Source organism: Enterococcus sp. BWT-B8 (assembly GCF_020567625.1).
Taxonomy (GTDB): domain Bacteria; phylum Bacillota; class Bacilli; order Lactobacillales; family Enterococcaceae; genus Enterococcus_L.
Genome location: NZ_JAJDJV010000002.1, coordinates 144,135 through 160,267, shown reverse-complemented (window position 1 = coordinate 160,267; position 16,133 = coordinate 144,135). Strand labels below are relative to the sequence as shown.

Annotated in this window: 12 protein-coding genes; all 12 read left to right on the top strand. The window is 37.8% G+C overall.

The window, feature by feature from the left end; translation table 11 throughout:
• The first annotated feature begins 280 nt into the window (after positions 1–280).
• On the top strand, positions 281–526 hold the full coding sequence (gene yaaA, locus LI951_RS04105) for a S4 domain-containing protein YaaA (protein WP_202067241.1): 246 nt from the start codon (positions 281–283) through the stop codon (positions 524–526).
• Positions 513–1,640 carry a DNA replication/repair protein RecF gene (gene recF, locus LI951_RS04100; protein ID WP_229441366.1) on the top strand — a complete coding sequence of 376 codons (1,128 nt, stop codon included), beginning with the start codon at positions 513–515 and terminating at the stop codon, positions 1,638–1,640. The genes yaaA and recF overlap by 14 nt, the downstream gene beginning before the upstream one ends.
• Entirely contained in the window at positions 1,633–3,582 is a 1,950-nt protein-coding gene (gene gyrB / locus LI951_RS04095) for a DNA topoisomerase (ATP-hydrolyzing) subunit B (RefSeq protein WP_202067239.1), read from the top strand. The genes recF and gyrB overlap by 8 nt, the downstream gene beginning before the upstream one ends.
• Before the next feature lie 75 nt (positions 3,583–3,657).
• Positions 3,658–6,171 carry a DNA gyrase subunit A gene (gene gyrA / locus LI951_RS04090; RefSeq protein ID WP_229441365.1) on the top strand — a complete coding sequence of 838 codons (2,514 nt, stop codon included), beginning with the start codon at positions 3,658–3,660 and terminating at the stop codon, positions 6,169–6,171.
• Between the two features lie 581 nt (positions 6,172–6,752).
• Positions 6,753–7,055, top strand: a complete 303-nt coding sequence (gene rpsF, locus LI951_RS04085; RefSeq protein ID WP_202067237.1) for a 30S ribosomal protein S6 — start codon at positions 6,753–6,755, stop codon at positions 7,053–7,055.
• A gap of 45 nt (positions 7,056–7,100) precedes the next feature.
• Positions 7,101–7,652 (top strand): single-stranded DNA-binding protein, encoded by a 552-nt coding sequence (ssb, locus tag LI951_RS04080; RefSeq protein WP_202067236.1) that lies wholly within the window; start codon positions 7,101–7,103, stop codon positions 7,650–7,652.
• Between the two features lie 26 nt (positions 7,653–7,678).
• The gene (gene rpsR, locus LI951_RS04075; protein WP_202067235.1) at positions 7,679–7,918 is read left to right on the top strand and encodes a 30S ribosomal protein S18; all 240 of its coding nucleotides are present in this window, start codon (positions 7,679–7,681) and stop codon (positions 7,916–7,918) included.
• Between the two features lie 338 nt (positions 7,919–8,256).
• Positions 8,257–8,406: a hypothetical protein gene (locus LI951_RS04070; RefSeq protein WP_229441364.1), complete on the top strand. Its 150-nt coding sequence runs from the start codon at positions 8,257–8,259 to the stop codon at positions 8,404–8,406.
• A gap of 1,055 nt (positions 8,407–9,461) precedes the next feature.
• The gene (locus LI951_RS04065) at positions 9,462–11,444 is read left to right on the top strand and encodes a DHH family phosphoesterase (RefSeq protein ID WP_202067233.1); all 1,983 of its coding nucleotides are present in this window, start codon (positions 9,462–9,464) and stop codon (positions 11,442–11,444) included.
• Between the two features lie 6 nt (positions 11,445–11,450).
• Positions 11,451–11,906 carry a 50S ribosomal protein L9 gene (gene rplI, locus LI951_RS04060; protein WP_202067232.1) on the top strand — a complete coding sequence of 152 codons (456 nt, stop codon included), beginning with the start codon at positions 11,451–11,453 and terminating at the stop codon, positions 11,904–11,906.
• Between the two features lie 335 nt (positions 11,907–12,241).
• A complete protein-coding gene (gene dnaB, locus LI951_RS04055) occupies positions 12,242–13,609 on the top strand; it encodes a replicative DNA helicase (RefSeq protein ID WP_229441363.1) in 1,368 nt (455 codons plus the stop codon).
• Positions 13,610–14,355: 746 nt separating this feature from the next.
• Entirely contained in the window at positions 14,356–15,648 is a 1,293-nt protein-coding gene (locus LI951_RS04050; protein ID WP_202067230.1) for an adenylosuccinate synthase, read from the top strand.
• Positions 15,649–16,133: the final 485 nt, after the last annotated feature.

The window sequence follows — 16,133 nt, the reverse complement described above, 5'->3', positions numbered from 1 at the left end:
TTGAATATAATGAATCATTCCATCAAAATAAATGACAAAAGTTTGCGTATCAGAACACAGGTTTTCAATAATATTGAAAACCTGTGAAAATAGTTCAAAACTATTTTTTTTGAAAAAACAGTATAAAATGCTTTTTAAGAGATTTTTTTCTGAAAGAATAGATTCTATCATTTTTAATTAAAATTGCTTAGAGCGAAAATTAGACGGATAAATTTGTTTTATTACTAAAAAAAGAGTATAATATTAGAAGTAAAAGTGAATTTTAAACGAGGGATGAAATTTGAAAAAGACACTCACTTTAGAAACTGATTACATGACACTTGGTCAGTTTTTAAAAGAAATTAATGTGATCAGCAGCGGTGGTCAGGCAAAATGGTATCTGGCTGAAACCAGTGTTTTTGTAGACGGGGAGCTGGAAAATCGCCGGGGAAGAAAATTATATCCCGGTATGATGATCGAAATCCCTGATGAAGGCACTTTTTTTATGGAAAAAAAAGAAACAGGCACATCTGATGAGGCTGAATAATATCACACTGAAGCACTATCGAAATTATGATGATATCGCTTTGGAATTTCCTAAACCATTGACGATTTTTTTAGGAGAAAATGCGCAAGGCAAAACAAATATGCTTGAAAGTATTTATGTTTTGGCAATGACGCGAAGTCATCGAACCAGTAATGAAAAAGAGTTGATTACATTTGGTCAAAATTCTGCAAAGATCGAAGGATCAGTGGAAAAAAAAACTGGAACAGTTCCTCTTGAGATTTTCATTTCAAATAAAGGTCGCAAAACGAAAGTAAATCACATTGAGCAAAAACGTCTGAGCTCCTATATCGGACAGCTTAATGTCATTTTATTTGCACCCGAAGATCTTTCCCTGGTCAAGGGTTCCCCTCAAATCAGACGGAAGTTCATTGATATGGAATTAGGCCAGGTCAATCCTATTTATTTGTATGATCTGGTTCAGTATCAGTCTGTGCTGAAACAAAGGAATCAGTATTTAAAGCAACTAGCAGAAAAGAGTCAGACAGACACTGTTTACTTGGATATATTGACTGAACAGCTGGCGGAATTTGGTGGAAAGGTTTTATTTGCTCGTTTAGAATTCATTAGGAAACTTGAAAAATGGGCGAATAAACTCCATCAGCGAATCAGTCATGGACGAGAAGAATTAGCAATTGAGTATGCTTCGAGTGTTGTCTTAGGTGAAGGTCAGCATTCATTGCGGGAACTTCAGCAACAGATGCTTCAGCAGCTGATGGCTGGCAGGAAAAGAGAGCTGTATAAAGCAGCTGCATTTATCGGACCTCACAGGGATGACCTGATCTTTAAGGTCAATCAGCAGAATGTTCAAACATACGGCTCTCAAGGTCAGCAAAGGACAACTGCATTAAGTGTCAAATTGGCAGAAGTTGACTTAATGTATGCGGAAACCGGAGAATATCCAGTGTTGCTTCTGGATGATGTAATGAGTGAACTGGATGATGAACGTCAGCTTCATTTGCTGGAAACGATTGAGGGGAAAGTTCAAACCTTTATAACGACTACAACCTTAAACCATTTAACCAATAAAATTACTGTTGAGCCGGATATATTCTATGTTCAACAGGGAGAGATAGCGAGGGAATCAAATGACTGAAGAAGAAAAAAGCATGAATGAGCGTGCCAAGGAATATGATGCTAGCCAGATTCAGGTGCTTGAAGGGCTTGAGGCTGTAAGAAAACGTCCTGGGATGTACATTGGTTCTACCAGTTCGGAAGGACTGCACCATTTAGTATGGGAGATTGTAGATAATTCTATTGATGAGGCTTTGGCTGGTTTTGCCACAACGATCCAGGTAATTATTGAAGAGGATAATAGTATCACTGTTATCGATGACGGACGGGGGATACCTGTTGATATTCAGAAAAAGACAGGACGTCCGGCAGTGGAAACAGTTTTCACGATTCTTCATGCCGGCGGTAAGTTTGGCGGCGGCGGATATAAAGTTTCCGGTGGACTCCACGGTGTAGGTTCATCAGTTGTTAATGCTCTTTCGGAATCATTGGATGTAAAAGTCTATAAAGATGGAAAAGTCTATTTCCAGGAGTTTCAGCGAGGCGCAGTTGTCGCTGATCTTAAAGTTATTGATGAGACAGATCGCCATGGTACTACTGTCCATTTTATTCCGGATGCAGAGATATTTACTGAAACAGTCGTATTCAATTTTGATAAGCTGGCGACTCGTGTTCGTGAGCTTGCCTTTTTAAATCGCGGTCTGAAGATTTCTATAGAGGATAAAAGAGAAGAAAAGCCAACATTAAAGGAATACTATTATGAAGGCGGTATTAAGAGCTACGTAGAGCATTTAAACGGCAACAAGGAAGTGCTGTTCCCGGAACCTATCTTTATTGAAGGAGAACAACAGGGAATTACTGTTGAAGTATCTATGCAGTATACAGACGGTTACCACTCAAATATTCTAAGTTTTGCCAATAACATTCACACATATGAGGGCGGAACTCATGAATCTGGTTTTAAAACAGCATTGACCAGAGTAATTAATGATTATGCCCGTAAACAAAAAGTAATGAAGGATAATGATGAAAATCTGACTGGAGAAGATGTCCGTGAAGGATTGACAGCCGTTATTTCCATTAAACATCCGGAACCGCAGTTTGAAGGACAGACAAAAACAAAGCTGGGGAATTCAGAAGTTCGGACAGTTACAGACCGGCTTTTTTCTGAATATTTTAATAAATTTTTGATGGAAAATCCGACAGTAGGAAAACAAATTGTCGAAAAAGGAATTTTAGCATCAAGAGCACGTTTGGCAGCTAAAAGAGCCCGAGAAGTAACACGACGAAAAGGAGCCCTGGAAATCAGCAATCTGCCTGGAAAATTGGCGGACTGTTCCAGTAAGGATCCTAAAAAATGCGAATTGTTCATTGTCGAAGGAGACTCTGCCGGCGGTTCAGCGAAACAGGGACGAAGCCGTGAGTTTCAGGCTATTTTGCCAATTCGAGGAAAGATTCTGAATGTTGAAAAAGCCAGTATGGATAAAATTTTGGCCAATGAAGAAATCCGTTCATTATTTACTGCAATGGGTACTGGTTTTGGAGAGGATTTTGATGTAGGAAAAGCACGTTATCATAAACTGGTTATCATGACTGATGCCGATGTTGATGGAGCGCACATTCGAACATTGCTTCTTACATTGTTCTATCGCTTTATGCGTCCGGTTGTTGAAGCAGGATATGTTTATATCGCACAACCACCTTTATATGGAGTAAAACAAGGGAAGAAAATTACGTATGTTCAGCCTGGCAAACATGCAGAGGAAGAGCTGGCAAATGTGATTGCTTCGTTGCCTGCTTCTCCAAAACCAACAGTGCAGCGTTACAAAGGGTTGGGCGAGATGGATGATCATCAGCTGTGGGAAACAACAATGGATCCGGAAAACCGTTTAATGGCCCGGGTAAGTGTGGATGATGCAATCGAAGCAGACCAAATTTTCGAAATGCTGATGGGGGATAAAGTAGAACCTAGAAGAGCATTCATAGAAGAAAACGCACATTATGTAAAAAATCTCGATATCTAAATGAATAAATATTCATTTTTAATTATTCACTAAATAAAGAGAGAGGGAACATAATAAAAGTAAGGAGAAAATTTCATGGATGAAGAGTTGAAAGAAAATATTCACGACGTCAATCTGGCCAGTGAAATGAAAGAATCCTTCATTGACTATGCGATGAGTGTTATTGTTGCTCGGGCATTACCTGATGTACGGGATGGATTGAAACCTGTGCACCGCCGTATTTTATACGGAATGAATGAGTTAGGGGTCACACCGGATAAGCCGCATAAGAAATCCGCACGTATTGTCGGAGATGTTATGGGTAAGTATCACCCCCATGGAGATAGTGCGATTTATGAATCAATGGTCCGTATGGCACAGCCTTTCAGTTATCGTTATATGCTTGTTGACGGTCATGGAAACTTTGGTTCTGTCGATGGAGATGGGGCAGCGGCAATGCGTTATACCGAAGCAAGAATGAGTAAACTGGCTTTGGAAATGCTGCGTGACATCAACAAAAATACTGTTAACTATCATGGAAACTACGATGATTCAGAGCAGGAACCGGATGTTTTGCCGGCACGCTTTCCTAACTTGCTAGTAAACGGAACAACTGGTATCGCAGTTGGGATGGCAACGAATATTCCACCGCATAATTTAAGAGAAGTTGTTTCAGCTATTGACTTACTGATGGAAAACCCTGAGGTGACCACTAATGAATTAATGGAAGTACTTCCCGGACCGGACTTTCCTACCGGCGGACTGGTAATGGGGAAATCAGGTATTCGTCGGGCTTATGAAACTGGGAAAGGGTCAATTACTGTTCGGGCAAGGGTTGAATTGGTTGATATGCCGAACGGAAAAGAACGTATTCTGGTAACCGAGCTGCCTTATATGGTTAACAAAGCACGTTTGATTGAGCGTATTTCTGAACTTCACAGAGATAAACGTATTGAGGGAATTACAGATTTGCGTGATGAATCTTCTCGTGAAGGAATGCGTATTGTTATTGATATACGCCGGGATGTTAGTGCATCTGTTGTATTAAACAACTTATATAAGATGACAGCCTTGCAAAGTTCATTTGGCTTTAATATGCTGGCAATTGAAAAAGGCGTTCCCAAGATTCTCAGCCTCAAACGAATTCTTGAAAATTATATAGAGCATCAACAGGAAGTTATTCGTCGCCGGACAGAATTTGAAAAGAGCAAAGCAGAAGCACGCGCACACATTTTGGAAGGTCTGCGTATTGCTTTGGACCACATTGATGAAATTATCTCCATTATTCGCGGGTCCAGTTCAGATGATGAAGCAAAAACAGCGTTGATTGGACGCTTTGAATTTTCTGATCGTCAGGCTCAGGCAATTCTTGACATGCGACTTCGTAAACTGACTGGTTTGGAACGTGAAAAGATTGAGAATGAATACCAGGAATTGTTGAAATTAATTGCTGATTTAACAGATATTTTATCTAAACCTGAAAGAATTGATACTATTATCAAGGAAGAGCTGAATGAGCTCTGTGATAAATTTAGTGATAACCGCCGAACTGAGCTTTTGGTCGGAGAAGTATTGAGTCTTGAAGATGAAGATTTAATCGAAGAGGAAGAAATTGTAATTACATTGACAAATAACGGCTATATCAAGCGTGTGGCAAACAGTGAGTTTCGTGCGCAGCGTCGAGGCGGTCGAGGTGTTCAGGGAATGGGGGTTCATGATGATGATTTCGTGAAAACATTAGTTTCCTGTTCAACACATGATACATTGCTGATATTTACCAATACAGGAAAAGTATATCGTGCAAAAGGCTATGAAATTCCTGAATATGGAAGAACGGCTAAGGGAATCCCAGTCATCAATCTGCTTGGGATTGATTCAAGTGAAAATATACAGGCAATTATTTCAGTTACAGGACAGGCAGAAGAGGGTCATTACCTGTTCTTTACAACCCGAAAGGGAACAGTGAAGAGAACCAGTGTTACTGCTTTCTCAAATATTAGAAGTAATGGTTTGATTGCCATTGGTTTGAAAGAAGAGGATGAACTGGTAAATGTTTCTCTGACTGACGGCAAGCAAAATATGATTATTGGTACTCATAATGGGTATTCTGTTACGTTTAATGAAACGACGGTTCGTGATATGGGTCGAAGTGCTTCTGGTGTTCGTGGTATTCGATTGAGAGAGGAAGATTATGTTGTCGGCTCAGCTGTTTTGGGAGAAGATGATGAAGTCCTTGTTATCACAGAACAGGGTTATGGCAAGCGAACAAAAGCTTCTGAGTATCCTGTCAAAGGACGAGGCGGTAAAGGAATAAAAACAGCGAATATTACTCCAAAAAATGGTCCTTTGGCTGGTTTAACAACTGTAACCGGTGAAGAAGATATTCTGCTGATTACTGATAAAGGGGTCATTATTCGATTTAATGTTTCAACTGTTTCTCAAACAGGGAGAGCAACATTAGGTGTTCGACTGATGAGAATGGAAGATGAAGCAAAGGTAGTGACGATGGCAGTCATTGAACCCGAACCTGAAACAGTAGATACAGAAGCAGAAGTAGAAATAGTTGAAACTGAAGTAACTGAAAATGCTGAAAACCAAACAGAAGAATAAGTTGAAACTATAAAGAAATAGAGGTTGTGCCAAAGCTTCTCTATGCGATGAGTAATCGCAGGAGCAAAGTACTTCATGCGACGAGTAATCGCAGGAGCAGAGGTGTTCCTCCTCAAGAACCAAGTAGGTATATGACGCATCATCTACTCTGACAAGTCAATCGTAGTGATTTATGACAATAAGAGAGAGGGACTTTTACTCCTACGCTTTTTACGAATGCTCGAATCATACAAAGATTGGAACACTGTTTATTCGGCTTTAGGGGGGACTGTGACATATTTATGTCACAGCCCTTTTTCTTTTTTATCTGGAAGAAGATAGAGGATGATAGAAGTAAATATATTGAGGGAATTAAATTCAAAGGAGAAAATTTTTAGAAATGACTGTATGATTTCAGCTCTGAAAATCAGATAGTCCAGTACAGAATTGCTCCAGAAGAAACATTGAAAATCCTAAGCTAATACTTGATTTTATAAGGGTTTCCATGTATAATGGAAAATTGTGAGTAGTCTAATTTTTTAGGCAGCTCTCCTTGCTCTTAGCAAACTAAGAGCCTAAAGTCCACAGGGAGGTGAAAATCAATGAGTCAAGTTACGAATTATGAAATCATGTACATTATTCGTCCGAACATTGATGAAGAAGCAAAAACTGCTTTAGTAGAACGTTTCGACACAATTTTGAAAGATAACGGAGCAGAAGTTATCGAATCAAAAGATTGGGAAAAACGCCGCTTAGCATATGAAATGGATGGATTCCTAGAAGGCATCTACCATATCGTTAAAGTATCTTCTCCATCAGATGCAGGCGCAATCAATGAATTTGATCGTCTTGCTAAGATCAATGATGGGATTATCCGTCACATGATCATCAAAGAAGAAGCTTAAGAATGTTTCACGTGAAACATTTAATGGACGAAAGGAGATGTCAAGATGATTAACAATGTTGTATTAGTTGGAAGACTTACCAAAGATCCCGATTTACGATATACTTCAAGTGGTTCTGCAGTGGCTAGTTTTACACTGGCTGTCAATCGTAATTTTACGAATGCGAGTGGAAATCGTGAAGCAGACTTCATAAATTGTGTGATTTGGCGTAAACCAGCTGAAACTTTAGCAAACTATGCTCGTAAAGGCACTTTGTTAGGTGTTACAGGTCGTATTCAAACAAGATCTTATGACAATCAGCAAGGTCAAAGAGTATATGTGACTGAAGTTGTGTGTGAGAATTTTCAATTATTGGAATCTCGTTCAACTTCTGAACAAAGACAAACTCAGGATAGTTCTTCTTATAATTCAGGGGGAGGATTTAATCAACCCACTCAATCACAGAACAGTAATTTCGGAGGCCAAAGCAACTTTAATCAACCATCTCAGTCTAGCAACGATAATAGTAGTGGTATGCCTGATTTTAATAGAGACTCAGATCCGTTTAGTGGTTCTGGTTCAACTATTGACATTTCAGATGATGATTTACCATTCTAACAATTTTTGATAGGGAGGGAAAAAGAATGGCACAACAAAGAAGAGGCGGACGTAAACGTCGTAAAGTAGATTATTTTGCAGCAAACCATATTGAACACATTGACTATAAAGATGTTGAATTACTTAAAAAATTCATTTCTGAACGCGGAAAAATCTTGCCACGTCGTGTGACAGGTACTGGTGCTAAAAATCAACGTAAATTAACAATTGCTATCAAACGCGCTCGTATTATGGGATTACTTCCATTCGTAAGCGAAGAGCAATAAAATATAACGTAACTATTAAAATGACTGGAAATGAAGTGAAATATCTTCTGTTTTCGGTCATTTTTTTGTTTTTTATTAGGATATATCTACACATAGATAAAATAGCTTAAGAATGCTTCTTAAAATTTTAAAATAAAATATTCAACATCTTTTAATGATATATGGAAGATTGTGACTACTCTCTTTAAATCTGAATATTTTTGGGTTATAGGAGAAATTGAATATATAGAATAGATTGTGTAAATAGAGCTGATATTAATAAGTATCATCATAAATAAGGGCAGCTTATATATGGAGATTATTCTTCCATAAAATGCAGCCACAAGAATCGTCATATCATGGGCAAGTCTATTCAGGAAGTAAATGGGGTCGCAAGCGATTTGTCAGTGAGAAGCGGCTGCCCAATTCTATTGCTGAATCGAGTCAAATCAACCGTAACTATCTTTGTAAACCAGCTGCTGATTCCCGAGTTGGCTTTGACACAATAAAAATTCTTGACCGTCTTGTCTGATCGCTTTGTTGTTCACTAACTCAAATATAACTTCTATCATTTCTTGATAGAAAAGCTTTCTCTTATTTAACAGCAATAGAGTAGAGTTGATATAGGGACTACTTTTTTAATAGGTTGATAATATTAAAAATTATCCATAGCTTTAATCTAAGAAATATGGAGCCTATAGTAGTATTACATATGAGATCACTGGACAGACAGGCGCCGAGTATTCACAGGAGTAAGTTATGAAAAATACATTAGACATACGCTGATATAAATTAATAGATACTCAAGTTATGGAATGTATATTTCATTTCAGCTGTTTTTGAAGCTGATTGTTCTTGTCATTGAAGCATATGAGTTGAAAATTTTCTATCATTGAACATCATTTATAGACGATCTTCTAATATAAGTTATAATTCAGTCAATACACTAGATTCACTTGAAATATGTTTTATTGTCTAATTCTATTTTTATAAATCAGGTAATCTGCAGATTTCCTATACTGTGACTGCTGTCATATAAAATATGAACTGCAGGCAGGGTTTGTATCTTATGAATAAGTTTTGACTAATTTGAAATAGATAAAAGTAAGCATTAATAGGGAAAAGAATGGGAGAGGCCATGTTAACTTCTTGGTCTTACCTCTTAGATGATTACTAAAAAATAGAATGTTAGATATGCTAATTACCCGTGCATAACTGCATGGGAACTACCTTCCATTATCACTCTAAAGTTTAACTTAATTAAAATAGTTGAAAGTTGTTTCTTTCAGAGAATATTTATTTAGAATTATTGATTCTATATCTTCAGAAGGAGCAGTGTTATTATTAAGTGAAATGGAATTAGTTAGAGATAGATAGATACTTTCTGTTGGTTCTAAACTTTAATCCGATGAAATTTAAAATTAAGTTGAAGATAATTTTGGATTTCAGAATGTTTCACGTGAAACATTTTGAAAGTTTTGGTGGTATTCGCTGAATTTTCACAGGTATGATAAAATAATATATGTGCCGCAAGCTTTTTGTTCATAGGGGGGCTAATAATGAAATGAAACAGATGAGGCTAAAAAAAGTCTTTTTATTCTTTGTATTTCTCTTTGTATTTGAAATGGGAGCTGTCTACTTTATATCAAATAAAGTCATTATCACTTCTATTTTAGCAGTAATAAATCTGTACTTAATCAATAGAATGTTGAAATTGATTAAACGCTTGGAACTGTCAAATATTGAGAAAATTAGAGAAGCAACAATTAAGGCTGAAGATTCAATAGACTTTGCTATTAATGAAGTGCCTGTGGGGATCATTACATATGATGAAAAAACGAAACAGCCAATCTGGTTAAATCCATACGCAGAAGAAGTTTTTTATTCGAATGAGCAGAAAAGGCTATTACTTACCTCAGAAGATGTATTAAGTTACATTTCTTTATTCGAAAAAGGGAAAGATATATTTGTAGTGGAAGATGAAGTATTTCGTTTTAAAATTAATATTGAGCAAAAGACGATTACTTTTGAGAATATTACACAGGAAAATACTTTGTATCAGGAAAAGAAAGCAATGCAAACGGCTATAGGCATTGTATCGATTGATAACTATGACGATGTGACAGACAATATGGATGTTAAGCAGATTTCTTATCTAAATAGTTTTTTGACAACAATGATTTCAGATTGGTTGGAAGAATATAAAGTTTTCTATAAACAGTTAAATGCAGAAAGATATGTCTTTGTAGGTCAACTGGACGTAATTGAAAAGATGATGGACAGCAAATTTCAAATCTTGGATAATGTCAGAAAAGGGACAGATGAAAGAGATATTGCAATTACACTAAGTATGGGGATTGCCTATGGCGGGACCAGTTTAAATGAGACAGGAACGGTCGCCCAGACGAATTTAGATATGGCTCTGGTAAGAGGAGGAGACCAGGTAGTTGTAAAAGAAGCCAATGGGAATAGCAAACCCATCTTCTTCGGTGGGAAATCAGCTTCAGTTGCAAAAAGAACGCGCGTTCGATCAAGGGCAATGAGTACCGCTATACAAGGGTTGATGAAAGAATCTTCGGATATTTATATTATGGGTCATCGATTACCGGATATGGATGCAATAGGATCTGCTTTTGGTGTTGCCAGACTGGCTAAAATTTATGAAAAAGACGCATGGGTCATTTTAAATACCGATGAAAATATCCCTGATGTCTATCGGGTAATGGAAGAACTAAAAAAGGATTCAGAGCTATACAATCAAATATTATCTCCGGCAGAGGCAATGAAAAAAATGCAAAATAATAGTCTTCTGATTATGGTTGATTATCATAAACCGTCTATGTCAATTTCCAAGGAACTTTATGATCAGTTCAGCAAGGTTGTTATTATCGATCACCACAGAAGAGGGGATGAATTTCCAGATAAAACGTTACTGTCCTACATTGAATCATCAGCATCCTCTGCTTCTGAATTGGTTACAGAGCTGTTGGAATATCAAAGCAATACGTTTAATAAGAGGCTGGATAAATTTGATGCAACGTTGCTGCTTGCAGGGATTGTTGTAGATACAAAAAGTTTTAGTGTTCGAACAACTGCCAGGACTTTTGATGTGGCCAGTTATTTAAGAACTTGTGGAGCAGATTCATCTCTAGTACAATATTTATTAAGTTCTGATTTGACCAGTTATCTGGAAATGAGTCAGCTGATTGCCAAGAATGAATATATTACTGAAGATACTGTTATTGCTGTAGGAGAAGAAGATAAAGAATATGACAGTGTTATAGCAGCTAAAACTGCAGATACATTGTTGTCTATGGCAGGAATCAATGCAGCATTTGTCATTACAAGGCGAATGGATAAAAAGATTGGAATCAGTGCCAGAAGTAATGGCTCAATCAATGTACAGTTGATCATGGAAAGTATGGGTGGTGGCGGTCATTTTACCAATGCTGCAACTCAGTTGTCTGACAGGACCATCACTGAAGCGAAGGAAAAACTGCTGGAAGTAATTAATAAGAATACAAAAGAAATGTATGATAAGGAGTGAATGTAAATGAAAGTAATCTTTTTACAAGATGTAAAAGGTAAAGGAAAAAAAGGGGATGTTAAGGAAGTCCCTACAGGTTATGCACAAAACTTTTTGATTAAGAATGGTTTGGCGCAGGAAGCAAATAAAAGCAGTATCAGTGCATTGGCTGGTCAGAAGAAGGCGCAGCAGAAGCATGATGCAGAAGTCTTGGCGGAAGCTGAAAAGATGAAAGGATTTTTGGAAAAAGAAGAAACAGTGATTGAAATCAAGGCAAAAGCGGGAGAGGACAACCGACTATTTGGTTCAATTCCTTCCAAGCAAATTACGGAAGCCTTAAACAAGCAGTATAAGGTGAAGTTGGATAAAAGAAAACTGGAATTGGCACAGCCGATTCGTTCACTGGGATATACAAAGGTTCCGGTAAAGCTTCATCATGAGGTAACCGCAGTCTTAAAGGTTCATGTAGTGGATGAAAAATAGGTTTTTTAATGTAAATCAGAAAAAAGAAATGAGCCAGGATCATTCCGGGCTTATTTTTTTGATTACAACAAATGAAGAAAGCGTTTTTTATTTAATGGAAAAAAATAGATAGCTTTTATAGCAAGAGGGGAGTTTCAGGGAACATGCAGAAGTTCTATTTATACAGCGAAACAGTATAAAGGAAAAATGGGTTGTCACAAGCTGCTGCTCTTTTAAAAATCCATATTTTTTCATAGGCTCATCCCGACAGTAAAGGAGGTTAACATATACATTTCCCCCGTTTCTTGTTAAAATAGAAAGACTTAGACAAATTAAGCTGTAGGAGAGAGAAATAGATGAACGAAGCATGGCAGGATCGAGTACCTCCTCAAAATATAGAAGCAGAACAAGCAGTTTTAGGCTCTGTCTTTTTAGATGCTGAGGTAGTTATTGATGCAATGGAATACATAGAACCAAAAGACTTTTATCGCCGTAATCATCAGTTGATCTTTCAGGCAATGATTACGCTGAATGAACGAAATGAAGCAGTCGATGTTGTCACAGTTAAGAATAAGCTTGAAGAAGACAATGTTCTTGAAGATGTTGGTGGGCTGAGTTATCTATCAGAGCTTGCGTTGTCAGTACCGACAGCAGCAAATATTGCTCATTATGCCAAAATAGTTGAGCAGAAGTCCTTATTGAGAAATCTAATTCATACAGCAACAGAAATTGTTACCAAAGGGTTTGAGCAGGGAGAAGATGTTGAAACCATTTTAGATGATGCGGAACGAAGTATTCTGGAAGTATCAGAAAAAAGAAATCGAAGCGGCTTTCTGTCCATTTCAGATATCTTAAATTCAACGATTGCCAACATCGATCAGCTTTACCAGCAGAATGAAGATATTACAGGCTTGCCCACAGGCTATCAGGCACTGGATAAAATGACAGCGGGGCTGCAACCGGAAGAGCTGATTATTTTAGCTGCTCGTCCTGCGGTTGGTAAAACAGCTTTTGCTTTGAATATCGCTCAGAATGTCGGAACAAAAACAGATAAGGCTGTAGCGATTTTTAGTCTGGAAATGGGTGCCGAATCTTTAGTAAACAGAATGCTGTGTGCTGAGGGCTCCATAGAGGCTGGTCACTTGCGTACAGGACAATTATCGGAAGAAGAGTGGCAGAACCTGATTATTGCCATGGGAAGCCTCTCAAGGGCAAATATATACGTTGATGATACTCCTGGGATTAAGATATCGGAAATTCGAGCTAAATGCCGGAAGCTGGCTCAGGAAAAAGGAAATCTGGGACTTATACTGATTGACTATCTTCAGTTGATTGAAGGTTCAGGAAAAGAGAACCGTCAGCAGGAAGTATCCGATATTTCCCGTCAGCTGAAAAAGCTGGCGAAAGAATTGAAAGTACCGGTTATCGCATTATCCCAGCTGTCGCGTGGAGTGGAACAAAGGCAGGATAAACGACCTGTTTTGAGTGATATTCGTGAATCTGGTTCGATTGAGCAGGATGCGGATATTGTGGCATTTCTTTATCGTGACGATTATTATGAACGGGGCGGAGAAGAAGATGATGATCGGGAAGCACCGGAAGTAGATAATGTGATTGAAGTCATTATAGAAAAAAACCGGAGTGGTGCACGAGGAACAGTAGAACTGCTGTTTATTAAGGAATACAATAAATTCTCTTCATTATCGCCACGAGAAGAGTTTTAATTCCTTATCATAATTATAAAAATAGAAAATGAGATCGGGACAAACACTCATCTTTTCATTTGGCTGCAATGAAGGAATCTTTTGTTATTTAATTTTCCGGATTAGGATTTTAAACCGGTGATACATGGGAAATATTAATCATAGAATCGGCAACATGATAGCCGGTCATTTTAATCTGTTGTCATAAGACCTTTGCTACTTGCAGTGTCTGTTCAAAGCTGCTCTGAAAAATGGCAGAAGCAATCTGTATTCCCTGTGCTTCATAGAAGGTATCTGTTCAGTATCCTGATAGTCACCGATGATTTTATTTTGTATTTCAACATCTGATTGGTTTCCTTATATTCTGGGTCATGATAGATCGAAATGTCTAATGGAGGAGTACACATTTTAATCTGTTGTTTTTGCAGCTCATTATACAGCTCTGCCTAATACTTTTTTTCTCATTTAAAAATGATTTCTTCACTAACTGTAATTAGAGTATAGACACTCTCTTGGGAATAGAGCCAGCAGTCTTTTTAAAAAATTTTATCAGTCGTTACACTTAATAAAACTGTAGGATTTAATGAATGGATAGGTGAATAGGAAATTTCGTATTCTTCATAGATTCGTATCAGCATAAAAAATAATGTTCGTGTTTTAACTATAAAATCTTTTTTTTAATTAATAACATTCGATTTTTCGTTGAAATGCTTGGCTATTGTTGATACAATGGACACGGACTAAATAATATAGAATGAGGTGCTTTAATGTCATCTGTAGTAGTTGTTGGAACACAATGGGGCGACGAAGGAAAAGGAAAAATTACTGACTTTTTAAGTGAGAATGCAGAAGTAATTGCACGTTATCAAGGCGGAGACAATGCTGGTCATACCATTAAATTTGATGGAACAACGTATAAGCTGCACCTTATCCCATCAGGCATTTTCTATAAAGATAAGATCAGTGTGATTGGAAACGGCGTTGTGGTCAATCCAAAATCACTTGTAAAAGAATTGAACTATTTAAAAGAAAATAATGTTGTAACAGATAACCTGAGAATTTCTGATCGGGCACACGTGATATTGCCGTATCATATTAAATTGGATCAGCTTCAGGAGGATGCAAAAGGCGAAAATAAAATCGGTACGACAATTAAAGGGATTGGTCCTGCTTATATGGACAAGGCAGCACGTGTAGGAATTCGTATTGCGGATTTGTTGGATAGAGAAATTTTCGAAGAACGCTTGAAAGTTAATCTGGAAGAAAAAAATCGTTCATTTGTAAAAATGTTTGACAGTGAACCAATTGCATTTGAAGATATTTTTGAAGAATACTATGCGTATGGACAGGAAATTAAAAAATACGTGACGGATACATCAGTTATTCTAAATGATGCACTGGATGAAGGAAGACGTGTCCTGTTTGAAGGAGCCCAAGGGGTTATGCTGGATATTGATCAGGGAACGTATCCTTTTGTTACTTCTTCAAATCCAGTTGCCGGTGGTGTAACAATCGGAAGCGGTGTAGGACCTTCAAAAATTAATAAAGTTGTAGGCGTCTGTAAAGCGTATACTTCCCGTGTAGGTGATGGACCATTTCCAACTGAATTATTCGATGAAACAGGCGACAGAATCAGGGAAGTTGGTAAAGAGTATGGAACGACAACTGGCAGACCAAGACGTGTGGGCTGGTTTGATACCGTTGTAATGAGACATTCCAGAAGAGTTTCAGGTATTACAAATCTTTCACTGAACTCAATTGACGTTTTGAGCGGACTTAAAACAGTGAAGATCTGTACGGCTTATGAACTGGATGGAAAGTTAATTTATCACTATCCTGCAAGCTTGAAAGAGCTAAGTCGCTGTAAGCCAGTATATGAAGAACTGCCGGGTTGGGATGAAGATATCACAGCCTGCAAAACATTATCTGAGTTGCCGGTAAATGCACGCAACTATGTACATCGTATATCTGAGCTTGTCGGTGTGCGTATCTCTACTTTTTCAGTGGGACCGGATCGCAATCAAACTAATGTGCTGGAAAGTGTCTGGGCACAGATTTAAAAATATGAGAAAATTATAATCAGTTGAATAGAACTGGAAAGAGGAGCTGAGACAGGTAAGCCTGTTCTGGTTCTCTTTTTCGTTGGCACTCTAACAACGGGCAAAATAAAGAGGACTGTGACATAAGTATGTCCGATACCCCTAAAGCCGAATAAACGGTGTTCCAGTCTTTGTATGATCTGAGCATTTGTAAGAAGTGTAGGAGCACATTCTTACTTGCCCTTCAGACATGTGACGAGCATTCGTAGAAGCGTAGGAACAAAGCACCTCCCTGCTTCGAGGATCGAAACGAAGTCCTTCAATTCTTAGCGGCTCTGCCGTTTAGAAATTGATGAGATCGAAATAAAGTGTAGTGTAGTAGAATCGTAGACACAGAAAAACGGATACTGCGTAATGTCTTGTTTTCTCGTGCAAGCACTCGTCACAGTTTAGAACTTACTTGTTGCATGGAGAAGCTTTGGCACAACCTCATAATGAATTTTAAT

What these genes read in the sequence shown, in the direction of transcription:
- LI951_RS04050 (WP_202067230.1), top strand. Translation starts at nt 14,356, where the DNA reads ATGTCATCTGTAGTAGTTGTTGGAACACAATGGGGCGACGAAGGAAAA.
- recF (WP_229441366.1), top strand. Translation starts at nt 513, where the DNA reads ATGAGGCTGAATAATATCACACTGAAGCACTATCGAAATTATGATGAT.
- rpsR (WP_202067235.1), top strand. Translation starts at nt 7,679, where the DNA reads ATGGCACAACAAAGAAGAGGCGGACGTAAACGTCGTAAAGTAGATTAT.
- LI951_RS04065 (WP_202067233.1), top strand. Translation starts at nt 9,462, where the DNA reads ATGAAACAGATGAGGCTAAAAAAAGTCTTTTTATTCTTTGTATTTCTC.
- rpsF (WP_202067237.1), top strand. Translation starts at nt 6,753, where the DNA reads ATGAGTCAAGTTACGAATTATGAAATCATGTACATTATTCGTCCGAAC.
- rplI (WP_202067232.1), top strand. Translation starts at nt 11,451, where the DNA reads ATGAAAGTAATCTTTTTACAAGATGTAAAAGGTAAAGGAAAAAAAGGG.
- gyrA (WP_229441365.1), top strand. Translation starts at nt 3,658, where the DNA reads ATGGATGAAGAGTTGAAAGAAAATATTCACGACGTCAATCTGGCCAGT.
- dnaB (WP_229441363.1), top strand. Translation starts at nt 12,242, where the DNA reads ATGAACGAAGCATGGCAGGATCGAGTACCTCCTCAAAATATAGAAGCA.
- ssb (WP_202067236.1), top strand. Translation starts at nt 7,101, where the DNA reads ATGATTAACAATGTTGTATTAGTTGGAAGACTTACCAAAGATCCCGAT.
- gyrB (WP_202067239.1), top strand. Translation starts at nt 1,633, where the DNA reads ATGACTGAAGAAGAAAAAAGCATGAATGAGCGTGCCAAGGAATATGAT.
- LI951_RS04070 (WP_229441364.1), top strand. Translation starts at nt 8,257, where the DNA reads ATGGGCAAGTCTATTCAGGAAGTAAATGGGGTCGCAAGCGATTTGTCA.